25 protein-coding genes are annotated in these 19,935 nt (G+C 50.6%); 24 read left to right on the top strand and 1 reads right to left on the bottom strand.

Going from position 1 to position 19,935, the window contains the following annotated elements:
* Positions 1 to 83: 83 nt before the first annotated feature.
* The 14 genes from TOCE_RS11485 (at position 84) to TOCE_RS11420 (ending at position 12,689) form a co-directional block, all read left to right on the top strand.
* Entirely contained in the window at positions 84 to 845 is a 762-nt protein-coding gene (locus tag TOCE_RS11485) for a ParA family protein (protein WP_013276990.1), read from the top strand.
* Positions 838 to 1,692: a ParB/RepB/Spo0J family partition protein gene (locus tag TOCE_RS11480; RefSeq protein ID WP_013276989.1), complete on the top strand. Its 855-nt coding sequence runs from the start codon at positions 838 to 840 to the stop codon at positions 1,690 to 1,692. Before TOCE_RS11485 ends, TOCE_RS11480 begins: the two co-directional genes overlap by 8 nt.
* Positions 1,693 to 1,761: 69 nt before the next feature.
* Positions 1,762 to 2,622 (top strand): methyl-accepting chemotaxis protein, encoded by an 861-nt coding sequence (locus TOCE_RS12810; RefSeq protein WP_013276988.1) that lies wholly within the window; start codon positions 1,762 to 1,764, stop codon positions 2,620 to 2,622.
* 313 nt (positions 2,623 to 2,935) lie between these two features.
* Complete coding sequence (gene hydG, locus TOCE_RS11470) at positions 2,936 to 4,366, top strand: [FeFe] hydrogenase H-cluster radical SAM maturase HydG (protein WP_013276987.1); 1,431 nt, start codon at positions 2,936 to 2,938, stop codon at positions 4,364 to 4,366.
* Positions 4,367 to 4,377: 11 nt separating this feature from the next.
* Complete coding sequence (gene hydE / locus TOCE_RS11465; protein ID WP_013276986.1) at positions 4,378 to 5,658, top strand: [FeFe] hydrogenase H-cluster radical SAM maturase HydE; 1,281 nt, start codon at positions 4,378 to 4,380, stop codon at positions 5,656 to 5,658.
* Positions 5,659 to 5,786: 128 nt separating this feature from the next.
* The gene (locus tag TOCE_RS11460; protein ID WP_013276985.1) at positions 5,787 to 6,932 is read left to right on the top strand and encodes an aminotransferase class V-fold PLP-dependent enzyme; all 1,146 of its coding nucleotides are present in this window, start codon (positions 5,787 to 5,789) and stop codon (positions 6,930 to 6,932) included.
* 26 nt (positions 6,933 to 6,958) lie between these two features.
* Positions 6,959 to 7,654 (top strand): DUF554 domain-containing protein, encoded by a 696-nt coding sequence (locus tag TOCE_RS11455; RefSeq protein ID WP_013276984.1) that lies wholly within the window; start codon positions 6,959 to 6,961, stop codon positions 7,652 to 7,654.
* A 24-nt stretch (positions 7,655 to 7,678) separates the two neighbouring features.
* Positions 7,679 to 8,221 carry a DUF4446 family protein gene (locus tag TOCE_RS11450; protein WP_013276983.1) on the top strand — a complete coding sequence of 181 codons (543 nt, stop codon included), beginning with the start codon at positions 7,679 to 7,681 and terminating at the stop codon, positions 8,219 to 8,221.
* A 57-nt stretch (positions 8,222 to 8,278) separates the two neighbouring features.
* Entirely contained in the window at positions 8,279 to 9,193 is a 915-nt protein-coding gene (locus tag TOCE_RS11445) for a M23 family metallopeptidase (protein ID WP_013276982.1), read from the top strand.
* Between the two features lie 11 nt (positions 9,194 to 9,204).
* Positions 9,205 to 9,597 carry a bactofilin family protein gene (locus TOCE_RS11440; RefSeq protein ID WP_013276981.1) on the top strand — a complete coding sequence of 131 codons (393 nt, stop codon included), beginning with the start codon at positions 9,205 to 9,207 and terminating at the stop codon, positions 9,595 to 9,597.
* A 37-nt stretch (positions 9,598 to 9,634) separates the two neighbouring features.
* The gene (locus TOCE_RS11435; RefSeq protein ID WP_013276980.1) at positions 9,635 to 10,522 is read left to right on the top strand and encodes a diacylglycerol/lipid kinase family protein; all 888 of its coding nucleotides are present in this window, start codon (positions 9,635 to 9,637) and stop codon (positions 10,520 to 10,522) included.
* A gap of 23 nt (positions 10,523 to 10,545) precedes the next feature.
* The gene (locus TOCE_RS11430; protein WP_013276979.1) at positions 10,546 to 10,842 is read left to right on the top strand and encodes a YkuS family protein; all 297 of its coding nucleotides are present in this window, start codon (positions 10,546 to 10,548) and stop codon (positions 10,840 to 10,842) included.
* A 16-nt stretch (positions 10,843 to 10,858) separates the two neighbouring features.
* Complete coding sequence (locus tag TOCE_RS11425) at positions 10,859 to 11,089, top strand: YkuS family protein (RefSeq protein ID WP_013276978.1); 231 nt, start codon at positions 10,859 to 10,861, stop codon at positions 11,087 to 11,089.
* Positions 11,090 to 11,228: 139 nt separating this feature from the next.
* A complete protein-coding gene (locus TOCE_RS11420) occupies positions 11,229 to 12,689 on the top strand; it encodes an IS1182 family transposase (RefSeq protein ID WP_425358462.1) in 1,461 nt (486 codons plus the stop codon).
* 45 nt (positions 12,690 to 12,734) lie between these two features.
* Here TOCE_RS11420 and yyaC read toward each other — a convergent pair whose 3' ends face one another.
* On the bottom strand, positions 12,735 to 13,307 hold the full coding sequence (gene yyaC / locus TOCE_RS11415) for a spore protease YyaC (RefSeq protein WP_013276977.1): 573 nt from the start codon (positions 13,305 to 13,307) through the stop codon (positions 12,735 to 12,737).
* A gap of 162 nt (positions 13,308 to 13,469) precedes the next feature.
* On the opposite strand from yyaC, the gene TOCE_RS11410 reads away from it, so the two are divergent.
* From TOCE_RS11410 to rplI, 10 genes are all read left to right on the top strand, one after another.
* Positions 13,470 to 14,039 (top strand): CvpA family protein, encoded by a 570-nt coding sequence (locus tag TOCE_RS11410; protein WP_013276976.1) that lies wholly within the window; start codon positions 13,470 to 13,472, stop codon positions 14,037 to 14,039.
* 46 nt (positions 14,040 to 14,085) lie between these two features.
* Complete coding sequence (yedF, locus tag TOCE_RS11405; RefSeq protein ID WP_013276975.1) at positions 14,086 to 14,691, top strand: sulfurtransferase-like selenium metabolism protein YedF; 606 nt, start codon at positions 14,086 to 14,088, stop codon at positions 14,689 to 14,691.
* Between the two features lie 15 nt (positions 14,692 to 14,706).
* Positions 14,707 to 15,561 (top strand): mechanosensitive ion channel family protein, encoded by an 855-nt coding sequence (locus TOCE_RS11400; RefSeq protein ID WP_013276974.1) that lies wholly within the window; start codon positions 14,707 to 14,709, stop codon positions 15,559 to 15,561.
* 26 nt (positions 15,562 to 15,587) lie between these two features.
* Positions 15,588 to 15,773: a DUF951 family protein gene (locus TOCE_RS11395; protein ID WP_049817975.1), complete on the top strand. Its 186-nt coding sequence runs from the start codon at positions 15,588 to 15,590 to the stop codon at positions 15,771 to 15,773.
* 66 nt (positions 15,774 to 15,839) lie between these two features.
* The gene (gene rpsF, locus TOCE_RS11390) at positions 15,840 to 16,127 is read left to right on the top strand and encodes a 30S ribosomal protein S6 (RefSeq protein WP_013276972.1); all 288 of its coding nucleotides are present in this window, start codon (positions 15,840 to 15,842) and stop codon (positions 16,125 to 16,127) included.
* Positions 16,128 to 16,140: 13 nt separating this feature from the next.
* Positions 16,141 to 16,572 carry a single-stranded DNA-binding protein gene (locus TOCE_RS11385; protein ID WP_013276971.1) on the top strand — a complete coding sequence of 144 codons (432 nt, stop codon included), beginning with the start codon at positions 16,141 to 16,143 and terminating at the stop codon, positions 16,570 to 16,572.
* 18 nt (positions 16,573 to 16,590) lie between these two features.
* A complete protein-coding gene (rpsR, locus tag TOCE_RS11380) occupies positions 16,591 to 16,815 on the top strand; it encodes a 30S ribosomal protein S18 (protein WP_013276970.1) in 225 nt (74 codons plus the stop codon).
* A gap of 45 nt (positions 16,816 to 16,860) precedes the next feature.
* The gene (locus tag TOCE_RS11375; RefSeq protein WP_013276969.1) at positions 16,861 to 17,802 is read left to right on the top strand and encodes a YybS family protein; all 942 of its coding nucleotides are present in this window, start codon (positions 16,861 to 16,863) and stop codon (positions 17,800 to 17,802) included.
* Positions 17,803 to 17,819: 17 nt separating this feature from the next.
* The gene (locus tag TOCE_RS11370; RefSeq protein WP_013276968.1) at positions 17,820 to 19,490 is read left to right on the top strand and encodes a DHH family phosphoesterase; all 1,671 of its coding nucleotides are present in this window, start codon (positions 17,820 to 17,822) and stop codon (positions 19,488 to 19,490) included.
* Positions 19,487 to 19,933, top strand: a complete 447-nt coding sequence (gene rplI / locus TOCE_RS11365) for a 50S ribosomal protein L9 (protein ID WP_013276967.1) — start codon at positions 19,487 to 19,489, stop codon at positions 19,931 to 19,933. The genes TOCE_RS11370 and rplI overlap by 4 nt, the downstream gene beginning before the upstream one ends.
* The last annotated feature ends 2 nt before the right edge of the window (positions 19,934 to 19,935 follow it).

Below are 19,935 nucleotides of genomic sequence, written 5' to 3'. Positions count from 1 at the left end.
GGAAAAAGTAACTAAAAAAAGAAATGATTATAATAAACGCCGTAGCCATACGCAGGTGAAAACGGTTTTTCGGGAGTGGTAAAATGTCCAGGATAATAGCTATAGCAAATCAAAAGGGCGGTGTAGGGAAGACCACCACGGCGATAAACCTGGGCGCGTGCCTTGCGTCTCTTGGAAAGCGTATACTGCTGGTTGATATCGACCCCCAGGGCAATACCACCAGCGGTATAGGAGTTGATAAGACCACGGTGGGCGAATCCGTATACAACGTCCTGATAAACGAAGAGAGCATAAAGGACAACATCGTGAAGACCCGTTACGAAAATCTATACCTCCTTCCATCCAACATACAGCTGGCGGGGGCGGAAATAGAGCTGGTGATGGCCATATCGCGGGAATACAAACTGAAGAATGCCCTGGAGGAAGTAAAGCAAGAATATGACTTCATATTGATCGACTGCCCACCATCCCTGGGATTGCTCACGCTCAACGCCCTCACGGCGGCCGACACGGTGCTGGTGCCCATCCAGTGCGAGTACTACGCCTTGGAAGGATTGGGGCAGTTGATGAATACCATCAATCTGGTTAAAAAACACCTGAACAAAGGCCTGGAGGTGGAGGGCGTCCTGCTGACCATGTTCGACGCCAGGACCAACCTGTCCATACAGGTGGTGGAAGAGGTAAAAAAGTTTTTTAAGGACAAGGTGTATAGGACGATAATTCCGAGGAACGTCAGGTTGAGCGAGGCTCCCAGCCACGGCAAGCCGATTATTGTCTACGATTCCAGGTCAAGAGGGGCAGAGGTGTATATGGAATTGGCCAAGGAGGTGTTGGGAATTGACTAAAAAGGGGCTGGGAAGGGGGCTCGGGGCCCTTATACCAATGATGGACGAAAAGACCGACGAAAAAAACATTCAGGAGATCAGCATAAGCGAAATACGGCCCAACGAGCACCAGCCGCGGAAGGCCTTCGATGACGAAAAGCTGAGCGAGTTGGCGGCTTCGATAAAAGAACACGGTGTCCTCCAACCGGTAATACTCCGAAAGGTGAAGAACGGATATGAAATTGTAGCAGGTGAGAGGCGCTGGAGAGCGGCCAGGATAGCGGGCATCGATAAAATTCCGGCAGTAGTGAAGGAACTGACCGATGCGGAAGTGATGCAGATAGCCCTGATAGAGAACCTGCAGAGGGAAGACCTGAACCCCCTTGAAGAAGCGGCGGCCTATAAAAGGCTTATGGAAGAATTCGGGATGACCCAGGAAGAGCTGGCGGCCAGGATCGGTAAAAGCAGATCGCAGATAGCAAACACGGTTAGGCTCCTGAACCTGGAGCCGGAAATCCAGCAGATGATTAAACAAGGACGTCTCACGGCAGGACACGCCAGAGCGCTGTTAGCCGTCGATGACCCTCGGGAAAGGATGAAAATAGCGAGGAGAATAACGGAAGAGAACATATCCGTGAGGGAAACGGAAGAAATAGCGAAGACGGTGGCGCTGAAAGCGGGTAAAAAGCGCGAAAAAGGAAGGGGAGAAGAGATAAATCCCGCCCTTTTGCATGTGACCGAACAGCTCCAGAAGGTCCTTGGCACAAAAGTCAGGGTAAAGGGGAGTGAGAGAAAAGGAAGGATTGAAATAGAATTTTACTCAGAAGACGAATTAGAGAGGATTCTGGAGATTATTATAGGTTCTTAAAATTTACTACCAAAAAAGGATAATGTTTCACGTGAAACTTTCAACCGAGTCCAGCTTGGGGGAGGGAGTATTACGATTAACCTGGGGATTGTTGGTGCTGGCAAAGGTGGTACAGCGATTCTCAAGGCGATTTATGAACTTCCGGATGTGCGAATTGTCGGGATCGCCGATATTGACGAAAACGCTCCTGGTATAAAACTGGCTAAGGAAAAAGGGATCACAACTTTTCGCGATTGTCTTGAGCTCTTACAGACACCGCACTTGGATTTAGTGATCGAAGCGACGGGAAATTCTAAAGTTCAGGAACTGCTGTATACCCATAAACAAAAACAAACGGTCATCATCGACGCTTTTGCTGCCCGATTGATGATGACCATGGTCAATGCTAAAGAAGAAATGGTGATAAAACTGCATAACCAGGCACAGGAATTAGCGGCTACAGCTGAGGAGTTAAACAATGCCATCAAAGAAATCGCAAGGGCGGCAAGAGAACTGGCTCTCGGCGCTGAGGAGCTTGCCTTTAAAGGATACACCTTAAACGAATCCGCCGGTAGTGCAAAGAGCCATGTACAAAATACGGGTGACGTTCTTGGGTTTATAAAAAAAGTTGCCGTTCAGACCAACCTTTTGGGGCTTAATGCAGCTATAGAAGCTGCTAGAGCCGGGGAGCAAGGGCGCGGCTTTGCCGTTGTGGCCGGTGAGGTCCGTAAATTAGCCGAGGACAGCGCGAGAGCTGTTGAGCAAATCGGTGGCATTTTGCAAAATATCGAAAGATCGATTGGAGAGATTACCAGGGGAATACTGGAAACAAGTCAGGTTACCGAGCGCCAGGCAGGTGCAACCCAACAGATTGTGGGACGGATCGAACAGCTGGAACAGGTGGCGGAAAATCTCAGAAAAGTAGCGGGCCAATTGGCTGCCCTTAGCTGACGTTGAAACGGAAAAGTTGGCCGCTGCCTGCCCGGCCAAAGCCGGACAGAGAGCGGCTAACTTTTTTAATGGGCCTCGGTACCATGATATACACCGGTGGCTGTTAAAAAAGTTATTGCTTCATGGGGCGGTAAATTGTATAATTGTAATATAATTTAAATCGAACCGGTCCTGACGCAAGGGGGTTACCTGAGCGAAGGGAGGGAATGGGAATATGCGGGCCTCGTATGCGTGCATGTAAAGCTTTTCCTCCCGGAGGGAAAGCTTTTTTATTTGGACCGCTGGTAAACTTCATTAACAAGGGGAGAGGATTATGCCTTACATCGGTAAAAACCGGGACCTGGAGGAACTGAAGGCCGATTTCATAGACGACGAAGCCATAAACCGCGCACTGGAGGCCGGTAAAAGGGTTTCCAGAGATGGTATAAGGGAGATCCTCAAAAAAGCCGGGGAAGCGAGGGGCCTCGACTTGGAAGATGTGGCAGCCCTTTTGCACTGCGAAGATGACGAGTTGCTGGAGGAAATGTACGCCATTGGCAGGGAAATAAAAGACAGGATTTACGGCAACAGAATAGTGATCTTTGCACCCCTCTACTACAGCGACTACTGCGTAAATAACTGCCGCTACTGCGGTTACAGGAGGGATAACAGGACCCCGCGCCGGCGCCTCACCATGGAGGAAGTTAGGCGCGAAGTCGAGATACTGGAGGAGATGGGTCACAAGCGGCTGGCCCTGGAGGCCGGAGAAGACCCGGTAAACTGCCCTATAGAATACACCCTTGAAGTGATCAAGACCGTCTACGACACCCGTTTGAAAAACGGCAGCATCCGCCGGGTTAACGTGAACATAGCGGCCACCACGGTGGAAAATTACCGGAAATTAAAGGATGCGGGTATAGGAACCTACATCCTCTTTCAGGAAACCTACCACAGGCCCACGTACAAACACATGCATCCGTCGGGCCCAAAGAGTGACTACGATTACCATACCACCGCCATGGATCGCGCCATGGAAGGCGGTATCGACGATGTGGGGCTGGGTGTTCTTTTCGGGCTCTACGACTACAAATACGAGGTGCTGGCACTCCTCCAGCATGCACAGCACCTGGAAGAAAAATACGGCGTCGGCCCCCACACCATATCTTTTCCCAGGATTAGGCCGGCTCTGGGCGTAAGCGTAAAGGACTTCCCGTACCTGGTATCCGACCGGGATTTCAAAAAGATAGTCGCCATAGTGCGCTTGGCGGTGCCCTATACCGGAATGATTCTGTCTACCAGGGAGCGCCCCGACTTCAGGGAAGAGGTAATCTCCGTGGGTATCTCTCAGATAAGCGCCGGCTCGTGCACCGGAGTCGGAGGATATTACGATGAAATATCCCGTAAAAACCGGGAATCCCACGCCCAGTTCCAGGTGGAGGATCACAGGACCCCCAACGAAGTTCTGCTTTCCCTGTGCGAGCAGGGGTACCTCCCGAGCTACTGTACCGCCTGCTACCGTAGCGGGCGTACCGGCGACAGGTTCATGCAGCTCGCTAAATCGGGCAATATCCACAACTGCTGCCAGCCAAATGCAATCCTTACCTTTAAAGAATTTCTGATGGACTACGCCGACCCCAGGCTAAAGGAACTGGGAGAAAAGGTTATAAAAAAGAGCCTCGAAGATATCCCTAATCCTACCGTAAAGCAAAAGACCGAAGAGAGGCTGGCAAGAATCGAACAGGGCGAAAGAGACCTGTTCTTTTAAAGGTGAATGCCATGTCGGAACACATTATAGTATGCTCGACGACAAGTCACATGCTTAAGGGTGAGAAGGTATTGAGGACGGCGGGTATACCCGTCCGCCTCATACCGACTCCGAAAAAATACGGCCGGCTCTGCACTACCGCTATCGTCATCCCTTCGGAGATGAAGCAGGAGGCCGAGGCTATACTGAGCAGCGAAAAGGTGCAATACACGGGTATCTATGAGTTCGAGCCTTTTAAGGTAGAAAACCTTCTTCCCGAGGACGGAAGGGTTGGGGAGGATTTCGCCGGTCTAATCAAAAAAATAGAGGCCGGCCAGGACCTCTCCCTAAAAGAGATAGAACGCCTTTTGGCTTCGGAAAACCCGTTAGAGGTGGAGGCTCTACTGGCGGCAGGGGACAAGATGAGGCAGAAGACCGTGGGGGATGTAGTGGACATAAGGGGGGGCATAGAATTTTCGAATTACTGCAGAAAGAATTGCAACTACTGCGGCCTGCGTCGAGCAAACACCAGTTTGCTACGCTACCGAATGACGCCGGAAGAAATCATAAAAGCGGCCGTTGAAATGAGGAAGCTGGGCCTTTCCACAGTGATACTCCAATCCGGTGAAGATCCATGGTACACCGAGGAAAAAATGGTCGAAATCCTCAGGGGCATAAAAAGCGAGACCGGCATGAGGATAACCATGAGTATAGGCGAAAGGCCCAGGCACGAGCTGGAGGCCTTCCGGAAGGCGGGGGCTAACAACTACCTCCTTAGAATAGAGTCGGCAAACCGGGAGGTCTTCAAGCTGGCTCACCCCGATGACGATTACGACGTCCGGGTAAAAAACATCCGCGACCTGAAAGAACTGGGATACGTCACGGGTTCCGGTTGCATAGTGGGACTCCCGGGCCAGCGGCCCGAGCACCTGGCGGAGGATATCGTCTTTTTGAGAGATATGGGTATAAACATGGTGGGGTTGGGGCCTTTCCTCCCCGCCAGAAACACGCCCTTTGAGAACTTGCCGCCGGGCGACCTTTTGATGTCCCTAAAGATGGTGGCCGTAGCCCGGCTGGTGCTTAAACACGTCTTCATACCATCGACGACCGCTATGGCCACCCTATCGCCGGATGGACTAAAAAGAGGACTCCTTTCGGGAGCCAACGTGATAATGGTGAATTTCACCCCGACCGCTTTCAGAAAATCCTACGAGATATACTCCAACAAAGCGGTCGTAACGCTGCAGTGGGCGGTGGACCTGGTAAAGAGTCTGGGGAGAAAACTGCCACCGTATATAAAAGAGACCGCATGACGCCCTGGACCGGGCCTTTATAAAAAAATCTTTTATTTTCTTTGGTACTTTGTATCTGCGAAGGGTCTTTTCGCAGATACTTTTTTATGGTAAAGTAATTATTGATTCCACAAAAGAGGTGCTATACCATGATATATTTTGATAATGCGGCCACAACCTGGCCCAAGCCCGAAGAGGTTTACAGGGCCGTGGAAGATGCCATGAGAAATTTCGGCGGGAACCCGGGCCGCAGCGGCCACAGGATGGCTCTGGCCGCCGCACGCTTGGTGTACGAGGCGAGGGAAACCCTGGCCGAATTTTTCAACGCTGAAAGTCCGACGAATATAGTTTTCACCATGAACGCCACCGATGCTCTAAACACCGCCATAAAGGGTGTACTCAAGCCCGGTGACCACGTAATAACCACTTCCATGGAGCACAACTCGGTGGCAAGACCGATCTTCGCCCTGACGAAATCCGGAGTGGAATGGGATATCGTAAGGTGCGGCACCGACGGGTCTCTGGATCCCGACGATGTAGTGAAGGCCATAAAGCCCAATACCCGGCTCATAGCGATAACCCATGCTTCCAACGTTACCGGAACCATAATGCCCGTCGGGGAAATCGGAAAAATAGCCCGGGAAAGGGGCATTCTCCTTCTGGTGGATGCCGCCCAGTCGGCGGGAGTGCTGGACATCGACGTGCAGGGGATGAACATCGACTTACTGGCGTTCCCGGGCCATAAGGGCCTCTACGGTCCGCAGGGCACCGGGGGGCTTTACGTCAGGGAGGGGCTGCAGCTTACTCCCATCAGGCAGGGAGGTACCGGCAGTTTTTCCGAAGAACTGGAGCAGCCCGAAATTCTGCCGGACAGGCTGGAGTGCGGCACCCTTAATACACCGGGAATTGCCGGCCTTGCCGCCGGTGTCGACTTTGTCAAAAAAAAGGGCCTGAAAAACATCCGCTACCACGAAGAGCAGCTGACCCAAAGATTTCTAGAAGGCCTTAAAGAAATTGACGGCGTCACCGTTTACGGTCCTGAAAAGGCCGCCGATCGCTGTGCCGTAATTTCCCTGAATTTTAATAATCTCGATTCGGCGGAGCTTGCCTACCTTTTGGACAGCCGGTTCGACATCCAGGTTCGCCCGGGGCTCCACTGCAGCCCCCTGGCTCACCGGACTTTAGGCACCGAAGATCGTGGAACCGTCAGGTTCAGCTTCTCGGTATTCAACACCGTTGAAGAGATAGACAGGGCCCTGGAAGCTTTAAGAGAGATCTCTTTAAGCAGCCGATAATTTCAGGAATCAGGGGAGATGAAAAATTGCTGGGAACTATCGTAAACGCAGCAGCTATTATAGCAGGGGCCTTTGCGGGGAATGTGCTGAAGGGCCGGTTTCCCGAAAACGTCAGGTCCACGATAATGCAGGGCCTCAGCCTGGTAGTGATGCTTATAGGACTTTCCATGGCCCTGGAGACCAAAAACCTGCTTGTAGTGACCTTAAGTATAGTTACGGGAGCCATAGCGGGAGAGGCATTGCGGATAGAAGAACGGCTCAACTTTCTGGGGAAGAACCTGGAAGAGCGTTTCGGCAACGGTGACAGCGACTTCACCAGGGCCTTCGTTTCCGCAAGCCTCATATACTGCGTTGGAGCCATGGCTATCATGGGGTCCATCGAGAGCGGCCTTACCGGCGATCACAGGATACTGTTTATCAAGTCAATTCTTGACGGGGTTTCCGCGGTGGTGTTTTCGTCGAGTATGGGAATCGGTGTGGCTTTCTCGGCCATACCGGTTTTCCTCTACCAGGGAGGTATAACCCTGGCGGCCGTATTTATTAAATCATACCTTACCGACGCTATAATAGCTGAAATGACCGCCGCTGGAGGTCTGCTCATTTTCGGGATAGGTATCAACATGCTGGAAGGCAGACCCCGTATAAAGGTGGGGAACCTGCTGCCGGCGATTTTTACGGCAGTCGTCATAACGGTTTTCATTTCGCGCTTTCCGAAACTGTAAAGGCTGGTCTGGAGGAATCTATATATGGTCTTTGATTTCACAAAACTTCTAAACGATTTTATCTTCGCACACCTGGACTGGGTGCTGCTTTTGCTCACCGTAATTTCGCTTTTAAGCCTCTTTTTTTTCGTAGTCATAAACGCCAGACTCTCGTCGATTTCCAAAAAATACACCGCCATAATGCGGGGCGTGAACGGCAAAAACCTGGAAGCCTTACTGATGGAGTATATGGATAGTGTCGCCAGCGCAAAATCCGATTTTTCGGAATTGAAGGACCGGATAGAGGCCCTGGAAAAGGAAAGCCTTAACGCGATCAAAAAGGTACATATCAAGAGGTACAACGCCTTCGAAGATATGGGCGGGAACCTGAGCTTTTCCATTTCCCTTCTAAACGGACATAACAGCGGGGTTCTAATTACCAGCATATACGGCAGGGATGAAAACCGGGTATACCTGAAACCCGTAGTGAACGGCAGCTCTACTTATCCGCTGAGCCCGGAAGAAAAAGAAGTGCTGGAGGAGGCTATTTCCGGAAAAGGATTTTTTACAGACGATGGCGAATTTTAATAATTTATATAATATGCGTTGTAAGCCGGCATCAAAAGAAGGAGGAATGTGAGGCGGGTGAAAGGAAATAAGAGGGGCGGATTTATCACATTGATGATAATACCGCACTCGGAAAAGCCCACTTTTTCTATTTCGGTTACTTTATCCCTTATAAAACTCATGAAGTACATAGCCGCCGGGACGGCCGTGCTGCTAGCGGGAGCATCCGTTTATTTTTTCCTTTCTTACAGAGAGCTTAAAGCCAGGAACGAGGAGCTCTCCGATAAGGCCGGAAAATACGAAGCTATTCAGGACCGGATTGAATATTTTGAAGAAAAAACAAGGAGCATGGAGGAGAAAGTAAAAAAGCTGGAGGAACTGGATGCAAGCCTGAGGGAGATGCTTAAAAATGACCCGGCGCTGAAAGCGCAGCTTGATAGGAAAACTTCACCGCCCTCTCAGCCTGCGGGGCTTGCCAGCAGGAGCGGAATCGACAGGCAAAGGGCCCTTGAGCAGCTCGAGGAGCTCGACAGGAGGCTGGAGGAACAGGAAAACAACCTTGAGCAGCTGGTGGCGGCGTTAGAGGCCAGAAACAAAAGGTTGGCCTGCACTCCATCTATATGGCCTATTAGGGGGAGAGTAACGTCCGGGTTCGGGTACAGGCGCTCCCCCTTCGGCCGGAGCACAGAGTTTCACGACGGCCTTGACATAGCGGCCCCTTACGGAAGCCCGATAAAGGCTACCGCCGATGGAAAGGTTACCTTTGCCGGGTACAAGTCCGGTTACGGCTATACGGTGGAGATAAGCCACGGTTACGGCATTGAGACTGCTTACAGCCATGTCTCCAGGATTCTGGTGAAGGCGGGACAGCGGGTCAAGAAAGGGGACACTATTGCCAGGGTGGGAAGTTCCGGCAGGAGCACGGGGCCCCATCTTCACTACATGGTAAAGGTAAACGGTATGCCCAGGAACCCTGAGGAATACTTGGATTAAGGGGGGCTAGCATGTTCGGCAAAAGAGGCGAAACTGTGGATTTAAATACCGAACGGGTGGATACACTCCTGGGAAAGGGGACGGAATTTAAAGGCACTATTAAGGCGAGCGGCGTGCTTCGCATCGAAGGCAGGATTGAAGGGGAAATAGAGAGTTCCGGCGATATAATCATTGCCGAGGGCGGTGTCGTCAACGCCCAGATAAAGGCTAGGAATGCCATTGTAGCCGGGGAGCTCAACGGAAACATGCTCCTGACCGGAAAGCTGGAAATAAAATCTTCCGGCAAAGTGCTGGGGGATTTGAAAGTTGATAGTATTACCATCGAGGACGGGGCGGTTTTCGAAGGCAGGTGCGAAATGAGCAGGGAGAAAAAAACAAAAACTCAAAAAACGGACCCAACGTAAGTTGGGTTTTGCTTTGGTTATTAAAGGAGGCCCAATATTGAAAATATTTTTTATTGTAAATCCTACTGCCGGCAGGAAAAAAGCTCTGGCGGTTTGGGAAAGTTTAAAGCCTTTCATTGATTTTCCCTACGATTTCGCCCTGACGGAAGGCCCGGGTAAAGCCACCGCCATCGCAAAAGAGGCCGTGAAGGCGGGATACGAGAGGATAGTGGCCGTAGGCGGCGACGGCACTGTGCGGGAGGTGGCCCGGGCTTTGTCCGGTACCGAAGCCCTGCTGGGGGTGATTCCGGCCGGCACCGGCAACGATTTTGTAAGGTCAGCGGGAATTTCTCAAAACCCTCAAAAAGCCCTGGAAACCGTCAAGAACGGCAAGGTAAGATGCATCGACCTAATAAGAGTGGATGACAATTGTTTTATAAACGTGGCCGGCGCCGGTCTTGATGCGGAAGTGGCCGATGCCATCAATAAAAACATGAGGTTTTTAAGGGGTGCGCCGGCATACGTAACGGGGCTTTTTAAGGTTCTGGCGACATTTGCTCCCCGGCGGGCGGTTATCGAAATCGATGGACGGGTGCTGCACCGTAAAGTCTGGCTCGTGTCCGTCGGCAACGCCCGTTATTACGGCGGAGGCATGATGATATGCCCCGACGCCCTGCTCGACGACGGGCTGCTGGACGTCTGCATAGTGAACAGCATCGGCAGGATGGAGCTTTTAAGATTCCTTCCCAGCGTGTTTACCGGGAAGCACAAAAATCATCCCGCTTACGAGGTTTTCAGGGGCAAAAAGGTAAGGGTTGAGTTCGAAAGGCCCACGAAAGTCCACGCCGACGGCGACGTGATAGGCACCACACCTGTAGAATTCTCTGTGGAACCCGGTGCTTTAAAAGTGATAACGGGAGAGTATAATTCTGCCAGCTTCCGATAAAAATAAATTCGGGAGGTGGCAGGATGTCCCGGGTGATAGCACTGGAGGATGGATTGGAGGATCTGGGCGAATACTTGAGGCAGCGGGGATTTATCACCGTACCCTGGAGCCAGGTCAGCGGTCCGGTAGACGCCGTGGTCTACACCGGCAGAAAGCTCAAGGATATAGTTTCGAAACCCTATAACAGCTTTTCAGAGGAGATGTCCGACGAACTAACTCCGATGAGCCCCTTTGGGGTGTTGCTGGTAAACGCCGAAGAAAGGACTCCGGAGGAGGTATACGAGATAATAAAAAACCGGGTCTACGAACATTTTATTTAAACAGGAGGTGGTGCCGATGAAAAAAACCATAGCCGTGGACGATTCCCTCAGCAATGTAAAGGAACTGCTGAAGGAAAGGGGATACGCCGTAACCCGAATCGGCGATAACAGGGCCGATGCCATTGTAGTAAATGGCCTAGATGACAACTTTTCGGGTATTGAGGATACTACGTTTAACATTCCGGTGGTAAACGCCGAGGGAAAAACCGTCCTCCAGGTTCTCGAGGAACTGGAAGGTAAGTTATGATACAAAAAAGGCTGCCGCAGGCAGCCTCAGACTGTCGACAAAGTAACTGTCGACAGTCTTTTTTTGCAAAAGCTAGTACAAAAATCATCAGCTTTTTAGTAAAATTAAAGAAGATACAAAAATATTGTGGGGCGATGAAATGTTAACGAAGAAAAATCGAGAAATAATAGAGCAGGTAGAATTAGTAAGCATCGATAGCTTAGTACCTCAAGACCATCTCCTTAGGGCAGTAGAAGAAAGCATCGACTTTAATTTCATTTATGATGAAGTAAAAGACCTATATAGCGAAAATACAGGAAGACCTAGTATTGACCCGGTAGTGTTAATTAAGCTACTCATGCTCCAAGCATTGTATGGAATCCGCTCCATGCGCCAAACCATCAGAGAAGTAGAAGTCAATGTAGCTTACCGTTGGTTTTTAGGCTATGGATTACAAGAAAAAATACCTCACTTTTCAACTTTTGGAAAAAACTATGAACGGCGGTTTAAGGAAAGTGATCTATTTGAAAAGATATTCGAGCGGGTGTTGATGGAAGCAATAGAATGCGGGTTTGTTAAAACAGATGCAGTATTTATCGATGCTACTCACATAAAAGCCAGTGCCAATAAGAATAAATATATCGAGAAAGTCGCTAAGCAACGGACTCAAAAATATAAGGAAGAACTTTTAAAAGAAATCAACGCCGAACGGGAAGCAAACGGTAAAAAGCCCTTTGAAGAAGAAGATGATGATGACGATAACAACAAAGGAGAAAATAGCTCTAAAAAAGTCAGGGTAAGCACCACAGATCCTGAAAGTGGGATGTTTCAAAAAGGGGAAAAAGAGCGCTGCTTTGCCTACACAGCTTCTGTAGCCTGTGACCGGAACAACTTTGTCCTTGGTGTCAAAATAGCACCTGGAAATGTTCATGACAGCCAGGTATTCTCCGATTTATTTCAAGAAGTAAACGATAAATTTTCTAAAATAGAGGCGGTAGTGGTTGATGCAGGCTACAAAACCCCCGGGATATGCAGAGAAATCATTGAGGCAGGAGCGCTTCCCGTTATGCCCTACAAGAGGCCGATGACCAAAGATGGCTACTTTAAAAAACGCGAATACGTCTATGACGAATATTATGATTGTTACATATGCCCCAACAACCAAATATTAGAATACAGCACCACCAACCGGGCGGGATACCGGGAATATAGGAGCAACCCCCAAATATGCTGTAAATGTCCCATGCGCCTACAGTGCACCAAAAGTAAAAATTACACAAAAATCATAACTCGGCATATATGGGAGCATTACATAGAAATAGCGGAAGATATAAGACACACCCAATGGGGTAAAGAACTATACAAAATGCGCGGCCAGACCATCGAGCGGGTATTTGCCGATGCGAAGGAAAAGCATGGCATGCGCTATACAAATCTACGAGGCTTGAGGAAAGTTGGACATTACCTCACGCTTCTTTTCGCATGCATGAATTTAAAAAAGCTGGCTTTATGGAAGAAAAGACGGGGAACGTTTCCGCCAACAGTCCCCGCTTTACATTCGTTTTTCTTAAAAATTTTCTTCGCCTTCAACAAAAAGCCGCTTTTAGGTTATGCATCCTAAAAGCGGCTTTGTCTACAAGCTGAGGCTGCCGCAGGCAGCCTTTTATTAAGCGAAAAATTGCTTCATTCCCAGGGTTATGCCTTCCGAAATGGTCTGGGCCATTCTCATAACCAGGAACAGGCGGGTATTTTGCAGCACCATAAATTCCATAAACCCACCCACGTTTACTATGCCGGTTATGTGAAATCTGCCCACCGGCGGCAGGTCTTTGTTGACCCCGGCCCCCGGCTTGAGAGGTCCTTTTGCGATTTTTACGGTGCCTATGTTTTCCGAGCGGCCCAGGGAGGCGTCTACTGCTATTATGTAAGGTTCATCGTACAGGTCGTGAATCTCCTCAACTACCTTCTGGAGATTGCCGGCGTGGACGGGTTCAGCCAAACACCCCAGCACCCTCGTGTTGGAGAAACCTTTTTCCTTCAACATATTTCCTACCAGAGGGCCCAGGGAGTCCCCGGTGGAACGGTCGGTGCCTATGCATAAAAACACTATCGGCGACTGAGGACAGTAAGTTTCGGAGAGGATTTTGACGAATCCCCTGGCGATGGTTTCTACGGCGTTGGGGCTATCTATATGAACCCTCAGGTCGTAGGGCTTAAATACATGGGGATTAAGCAGCATGTCATGCCTCCTCGAACCTTTTTTTAACATTATATGTAATTCGGCAACTAGGTATTCATATTAAAATACGAAATAAAATTAATTATAAAAAGGGGAATCGCAGGAAGGGTTTTCCCGGAATAAATAGAACTTTAATCTTAAGAAAGGAAGGGGGGAGAGCCCATGAACTGGCTCGACATATTGCTTATAGTTCTGTTTTTAAAAAGTGCTTTTGACGGTTTTTCAAAGGGTTTTCTGCTCTCGGCCTTTAAAATCGCAGGGACCTTGGTTGCCCTTTACGTGAGTATATTCTACCGGGATGTTGCGGTGGGGTTTTTGAAGGAGAGCCTGAATATGGAAGAGGCGCTTTCGCCGATGTTAAACCCGGGGCTTCCGGGAACGGCCCATGCTGTTGAAACCTCTATCGGCGCCGGCACGCTGATGGAAATGGCCCTTTCGGCACTGGGCTTCCTGGCAATTTTTTTGGCGGTTCAGGTATTGTTTGCCCTGGTAGGCTTTTTTCTGAGCGGGGTGTTCATGTTTTCCCAGCTTTCATTCACGAACCGCATAATGGGCATGGGGTTCGGGCTGCTCTCCACCTCGGTATGGATTGCCCTAATAAGCTCGGTGCTTTCGCCTTTTGTCATGGCGTGGCCCGGCAGCGTTCTTGAAAGGGGTGTGAGCGGTTCGTATATCCTGCAGCACATGAAGTTCCTGGATTTCATCCTGCCCGTTGTGGTAAAATTTATTTAAAGTAAGAGAGAAGCTTTCGGAATTATATATTGCAGGAGGTAATGATATGGCAATAGAAGTGGACTGCAGAGGCAAAAAGTGTCCCGAACCGTTGATAATGACTAAAAAAGCTCTGGATTCCATCGACCGGGGCAGGGTTGTGGCTATAGTGGATGACGAGGTAGCCCGGGAGAATATAATCAAGTTCGCGAAAAACCAGGGGTACGGTTTTCTCGTGGAAACGAAAGGCGATAACTTTTACATTTCCATCGACAAAGAAGCGGTAACAGCAGGGAAGCCGGAAAAAGGGGGGTGCTGCGAAGTCGTACCCTCCGACGGATCGCCGTACGTGCTCCTGGTTACGGGCGACACCCTTGGTCGGGGTTCGGAAGAGCTGGGGAAACTTCTTTTAAAAAATTACTTTTACTCGCTGAAGGAAGCGCCCCGGCTTCCGGAGTGTGCTCTGTTTTTGAACAGGGGGGTTTACCTGACCACCGAGGGGTCGGAAGTTCTGGATACTTTGAGGGAACTGGAATCCCGGGGGATGGAAGTGATGTCCTGCGGCACGTGCCTTGACTACTACGGTCTGAAGGAAAAGCTGGCTGTAGGGAGCATCACCAACATGTACACGATCGCCGAGAAACTTTCCGCTTTCAGGACGATTACCATTTAACCGGAGGGGTTTTTCTTGCTGAACTATCAGCTCATTAGGGATATGCTTTACGGCTTACCGCCGGTTTACAGGTCCGCACTAAAGGCCCTGGTTATACTCTTTCTGGCATCCGTAACGATAAGGATCGGGTCCCGGATGATCGAACGCATCTTTGCACTGAAGTTAGAGAAAATACCGCTCAACGAAAGCAGGATGAAGACCCTCGTCGGCCTGTTGAAAAGTATTCTCCGCTACATTGTTTACTTTATAGCAACAGTAGTTGTGCTGGAGACCTTCGGTGTGAAAACCACATCAATTATAACAGCTGCAGGCATAGGGGGTCTTGCCATCGGCTTCGGTGCCCAAAGCCTTGTAAAGGACGTTATATCCGGGTTTTTTATCATATTTGAAGACTACTTTCAGGTGGGGGAATACATAGAAGCCGCAGGAGTTTCGGGCACCGTGGAGGAAATGGGCTTAAGGACCACGAAACTTCGGGATTTCGGCGGCCAGCTTCACATAATCCCCAACGGGGAGATTACCCGAGTCACCAATCACTCGAGAGGAAACTTGAGAGCTATGGTGAACGTGAGGGTGTCCTACGAGGAGGATCTGGACAGAGTGCTGAAAGTGCTGGAAGAAGTGGCTGATGAAATCCGGCACAAAAGAAAGGATATCGTGGAGGGTCCCACAGTGCTCGGCGTCAGCGACCTGGGTCCCACCGAAGCGGTTATAACAATATGGGCTAGGACTTTGCCGATGCAGCAGTGGAGCGTGGAGAGGGAACTCAGGAAGGCCATAAAGGAAAGGTTCGACAGAGAGGGGATAAAAATTCCATACCCCAGGATGGTGCTTATAAACGGGGCTTCCCGGGAGGAGGAAGAGAATTGAAATTTCACATCGGTGATGTGGTGGAAATGAAGAAAAAGCACCCCTGCGGCAGTTTAGAGTGGGAAATCTGGCGGATGGGAGCCGATTTCGGCATAAAATGCCTGGGGTGTGGGCGCAAGGTCATGATACCGAGGCCCAAGTTCGAAAAGAGCGTGAAAAAGATTATAAAGTGCGTCCAGCCGGAACTGCTTGAAAAACCCTTTGATAAATGATATAATACGCAAGAAGCATCTCTGCTCTAGAGATAATCTAGGGCCATAGTCCGAGGAGGTGAAAAAATGAGGGAGTACGAAACCATGTACATCCTCGACCCCGAACTCGATGAAGAGTCGATCAACGGCCTGGTAGACAAGTTCAAGGCCCTCATCGAGGAAAGAGGGGGAGAGGTCAAAGAAATCGACCGGTGGGGAAAGAGAAGGCTCGCCTATCCCATCAGCCACCGCAAAGAGGGTTACTACGTGGTGATGAATTTCTCCGCAACCCCTTCCGCGGCCCAGGAGATGGAGAGGGTTTTCAAGATAACCACCGGAGTGCTCAGGCACATCATTTTCCGAAAGGATAAATAAAGGGGTGGAAACCTTGAACAAGGTTATTCTAATAGGGAGGTTGACGAAAGACCCCGAACTGCGGTTCACCCCTGCTAACGGAGTGGCGGTGGCCACCTTCACCCTGGCGGTGGATAGGCCCTTTATAAACCAAAAGGGTGAGCGCGAAGCCGACTTTATACCCGTAGTGGTATGGAGGAAGCTGGCGGAAACCTGTGCCAACAACCTCAAGAAGGGCCGGCTGGTGGGCGTATCCGGGAGGCTTCAGGTGAGGTCCTACGATACGCCCGGCGGGCAGCGGCGCTGGGTTACCGAAGTGGTCGCCGATGAAGTGCAGTTTTTAGACAGGCCCAGATCGGCCGAACCGAATTCTGGTTTCAGTGGGAACAACGAGGGAATCGAAGATATAGATTTTGATTTCGATTTCGATGAAAACGTATCCGAAGGCGACGATGTACCTTTTTGATGAAAAGGAGGGAAAGGGTTGAAATCCAAGAAGAACAAGAAGAAAAAGGTATGCAGCTTCTGCATGGATAAGATAGATTACATCGACTACAAGGACGTTGCCAGGCTCAGGAAGTTCATAACCGAGCGAGCCAAGATCTTGCCCCGGCGTATAACCGGTAATTGCGCAAGACACCAGAGGCAGCTCACGGTAGCTATAAAGAGGGCGCGCAACATTGCCCTGTTGCCTTTCACGAGCGAGTAAGAGAGGGGTATACCCTCTCTTTTTTGTAAAGGTGAGGAGGAGACGATGCATCGCTTCAGTACAAAAGCCGTAGTGGAAGGAGCGCTGCTTTCGGCGATAACAATAATACTCAGCCTATTTTCCATGTACGTGCCCGCCCTGGGGATCTTTCTCGACCTGGTGCTGCCGGTGCCCGTAATAATACTGGGTATGAGGCAGGGTCTGAGGATCACCGTGCTTTCGGTGCTGGTTACCGGACTTGTGACCGCCATGTTCTCGGGCCCCCTTAAGGCCCTTGCGGTGATGCTGGGTTTCGGTTTGATAGGCATAGGCATGGGCTGGGCTTTGAGGAAAAATTACCCGCCTTTCAGGGTTTTCGGCGTGGGCGCGGTGGCTTCCCTGGCGTCGAACGTAGCCCTTTTCCTGATATCCCTTATGATAATGGGTATAAACCCCTTTCTACAGGAGATAGCCGCCTACAAGGAAGGCCTTTCAGCTGCCGCGGATCTTTACAACCGCATGGGGGTTGATCCCGAAACGGTCAAAACAGTGGTCGGGATGTACGAAAAAATGCTGGATTTAATGCCCCTGTTGATCCCGGCGATCCTGGTGTTGGCGTCGATTACCAGCGCCTTTTTGAGCTACCAGATTTCAAGGGTCGTGCTTCGCCGCCTGGGATACAAAATCGAGGACTTTCCGCCCTTCTGGCAGTGGCGGCTACCGGTCTTTACGGTGTTTTTACTCCTGCTGGGGCAGCTCGCCGTGCTACTGGAAGCCTACTGGCCGGTGGGTATTTTAAAGCAGCTGGGGTTAAATTTGCAGATGATATTCACCTTCGCTTTTTTCGTCCAGGGATTATCCATCCTGAGCTTTTACCTGGGCAGGTACAATGTCGCAAAACCCGTCAGGGCGCTGATCGTCCTCTTTGTGTTTACCAACCCTTTTTTTGCCCAGTTGATCTTCTTAGCCGGAATGGTAGATACTGTTTTCAATTTCCGCGGGTTGTGATTCAGGGAGAGTAATTTATGCGGGGTAATTTCTTTGACTTTATCAAAAAAAATAGCCTGCTTCTCGGCCTGATCGTTCTCCAGCTCCTGGTAATGGCTTTTGCCGACATAAAGGCTGCTCTAGGGTTTTGTGTTCTATTCGCCCTTGTTTTGCTGTATATTTACTTTCGGGGCCCGGAGCGGGAAGAACCGGCCGAAAAAACCGAAGACGGCAAGAAGCCTTTGAGATGCCCGGATGAAAACACCCCGGTACTTATGTACATTCAGGTGGACAACTACGACGAGGTCCTAGCCGCCACCCCCGAGGAAAACCGCCCCGAGCTGCTGGCCAGGATAGATAAGGCGGTAACCCAGTGGGTCCAGGGTCTGGACGGGTTCATAAAGAAATTCGACGACGATAAATTTCTGGCGGCAGTCACCATGGACAAATTTCGCCGGGTGGAGGAAGGCAAGTTCGCGATTCTGGAGAAAATCAGGGAGATCAGGACCAAAAACGCCATGCCCGTCACCCTCAGTATAGGCGCATCTTACGGGCAAAAGAGCCTGCTGGAGCAAAGTAAGATCGCCCAGAACGCTCTGGAGCTCTGCCTCGGAAGGGGCGGCGACCATGCGGTGGTGAAGACCGGGTCGAAGACCTTCTTTTACGGGGGGAAGACGAAGGAAGTGGAAAGGTACACCCGCGTTAGAGCCCGGGTGATCGCCCATGCCCTGCGGGACCTTATGGAAGAATCGGATCTGGTGTTGGTGCTGGGACATATCTTCCTGGACATGGACGCCCTGGGTGCCGGGGTGGGCATAGTAAAGGCTGCCAGGTGCCTGGGCAGGGAAAGTTTCTTCGTTCTATCCCCGGACCAGAGCCACGCGGTAGAGTCCCTCCTCAACCTTCTTCTGGAAGACCGGGACATAAAGGAGACTTTCATCAGCGAGAAGCATGCTCTTTACGCTCTCACCAGGAACACCCTTGTGGTCATCGTGGATACCCACAGGCCTTCCTTCTGCTATTCCCAGGAGCTCCTGAAAAAGGCCGAGAGGATAGTGGTGATAGACCATCACCGCCGGGGCGAAGAGTTTATCGAAAACGCACTGCTGGTCTACCTGGAACCTTACGCTTCGTCGACCAGCGAGATGGTCACGGAGATACTGTCTTACATCGGTGAAGAGGTGAAGCTCACCCCGCGGGAGGCCACGGCGCTTCTTGCCGGGATTGCCGTGGACACCAGGAACTTCGTCTTTAAGACGGGTGTCAGGACCTTCGACGCCGCCTCTTATCTGAGGAGGGCCGGCGCCGACCCGACCTTAGTGCACAGGCTCTTTCAGGAACAACTGGATGAATTCAACCGCAGGGCTGAAGTGGTAAAAAGGGCGCAAATCCTGCCCGGTCACATAGCCATATCCTGCTACGATTATAAGCCCGAAAATCCGCGGCTTGCCGCAGCTCAGGCCGCCAATACGTTGCTTGAGATAAAAGGTGTCTTTGCGGCTTTCGTGCTGGTGCCCGTAGACGGGGGCATAGCCATAAGCGGCAGGTCCCTTGGTGATATAAACGTTCAAAGGATTTTGGAAAAACTGGGCGGCGGGGGCCATATGGCCGTTGCCGGAGCCCAGATTCCTGACGTCACTATGGAAGAAGCTATAAAAAGATTGAAAAAAGCCATCGAGGAATTTATGGAAGAGGGGGATTCCAGTTGAAGGTAATACTCCTTCAGGACGTAAAAAGCCTTGGCAAAAAGGGCGACCTGGTAAATGTGGCCGACGGCTACGCCAGGAACTATCTCTTCCCCAAAAACCTGGCTGTAGAGGCCACTCCCGGGAACCTGGCGAAATTGGAGCAGGAGAAAAAAGCCAGGGAAAACAAACTGGCCAAGGAAAAGAAAGAGGCCGAAGAGCTGGCCCAGAAGATCAAAAAAGGCACCGTGACGTTGAAAGTCAAGGCCGGCGAACAGGGAAAGATTTTCGGTTCGATCACTTCAAAGGACATAGCTGAAGCCCTAAGACAACAGTACGGGGTGGAAATAGACAAAAGAAAGGTCCAGCTGGACGAAGCCATCAAATCCCTGGGCAGCTACGAGGTTACCGTAAAGCTGCACCCGGAAGTTGAGGCGAGGATAATCGTCAGGGTAACCGAAGGGTGATA

Source organism: Thermosediminibacter oceani DSM 16646 (assembly GCF_000144645.1).
Lineage (GTDB): Bacteria > Bacillota > Thermosediminibacteria > Thermosediminibacterales > Thermosediminibacteraceae > Thermosediminibacter > Thermosediminibacter oceani.
This window is presented reverse-complemented; position numbering and strand designations above follow the sequence as displayed.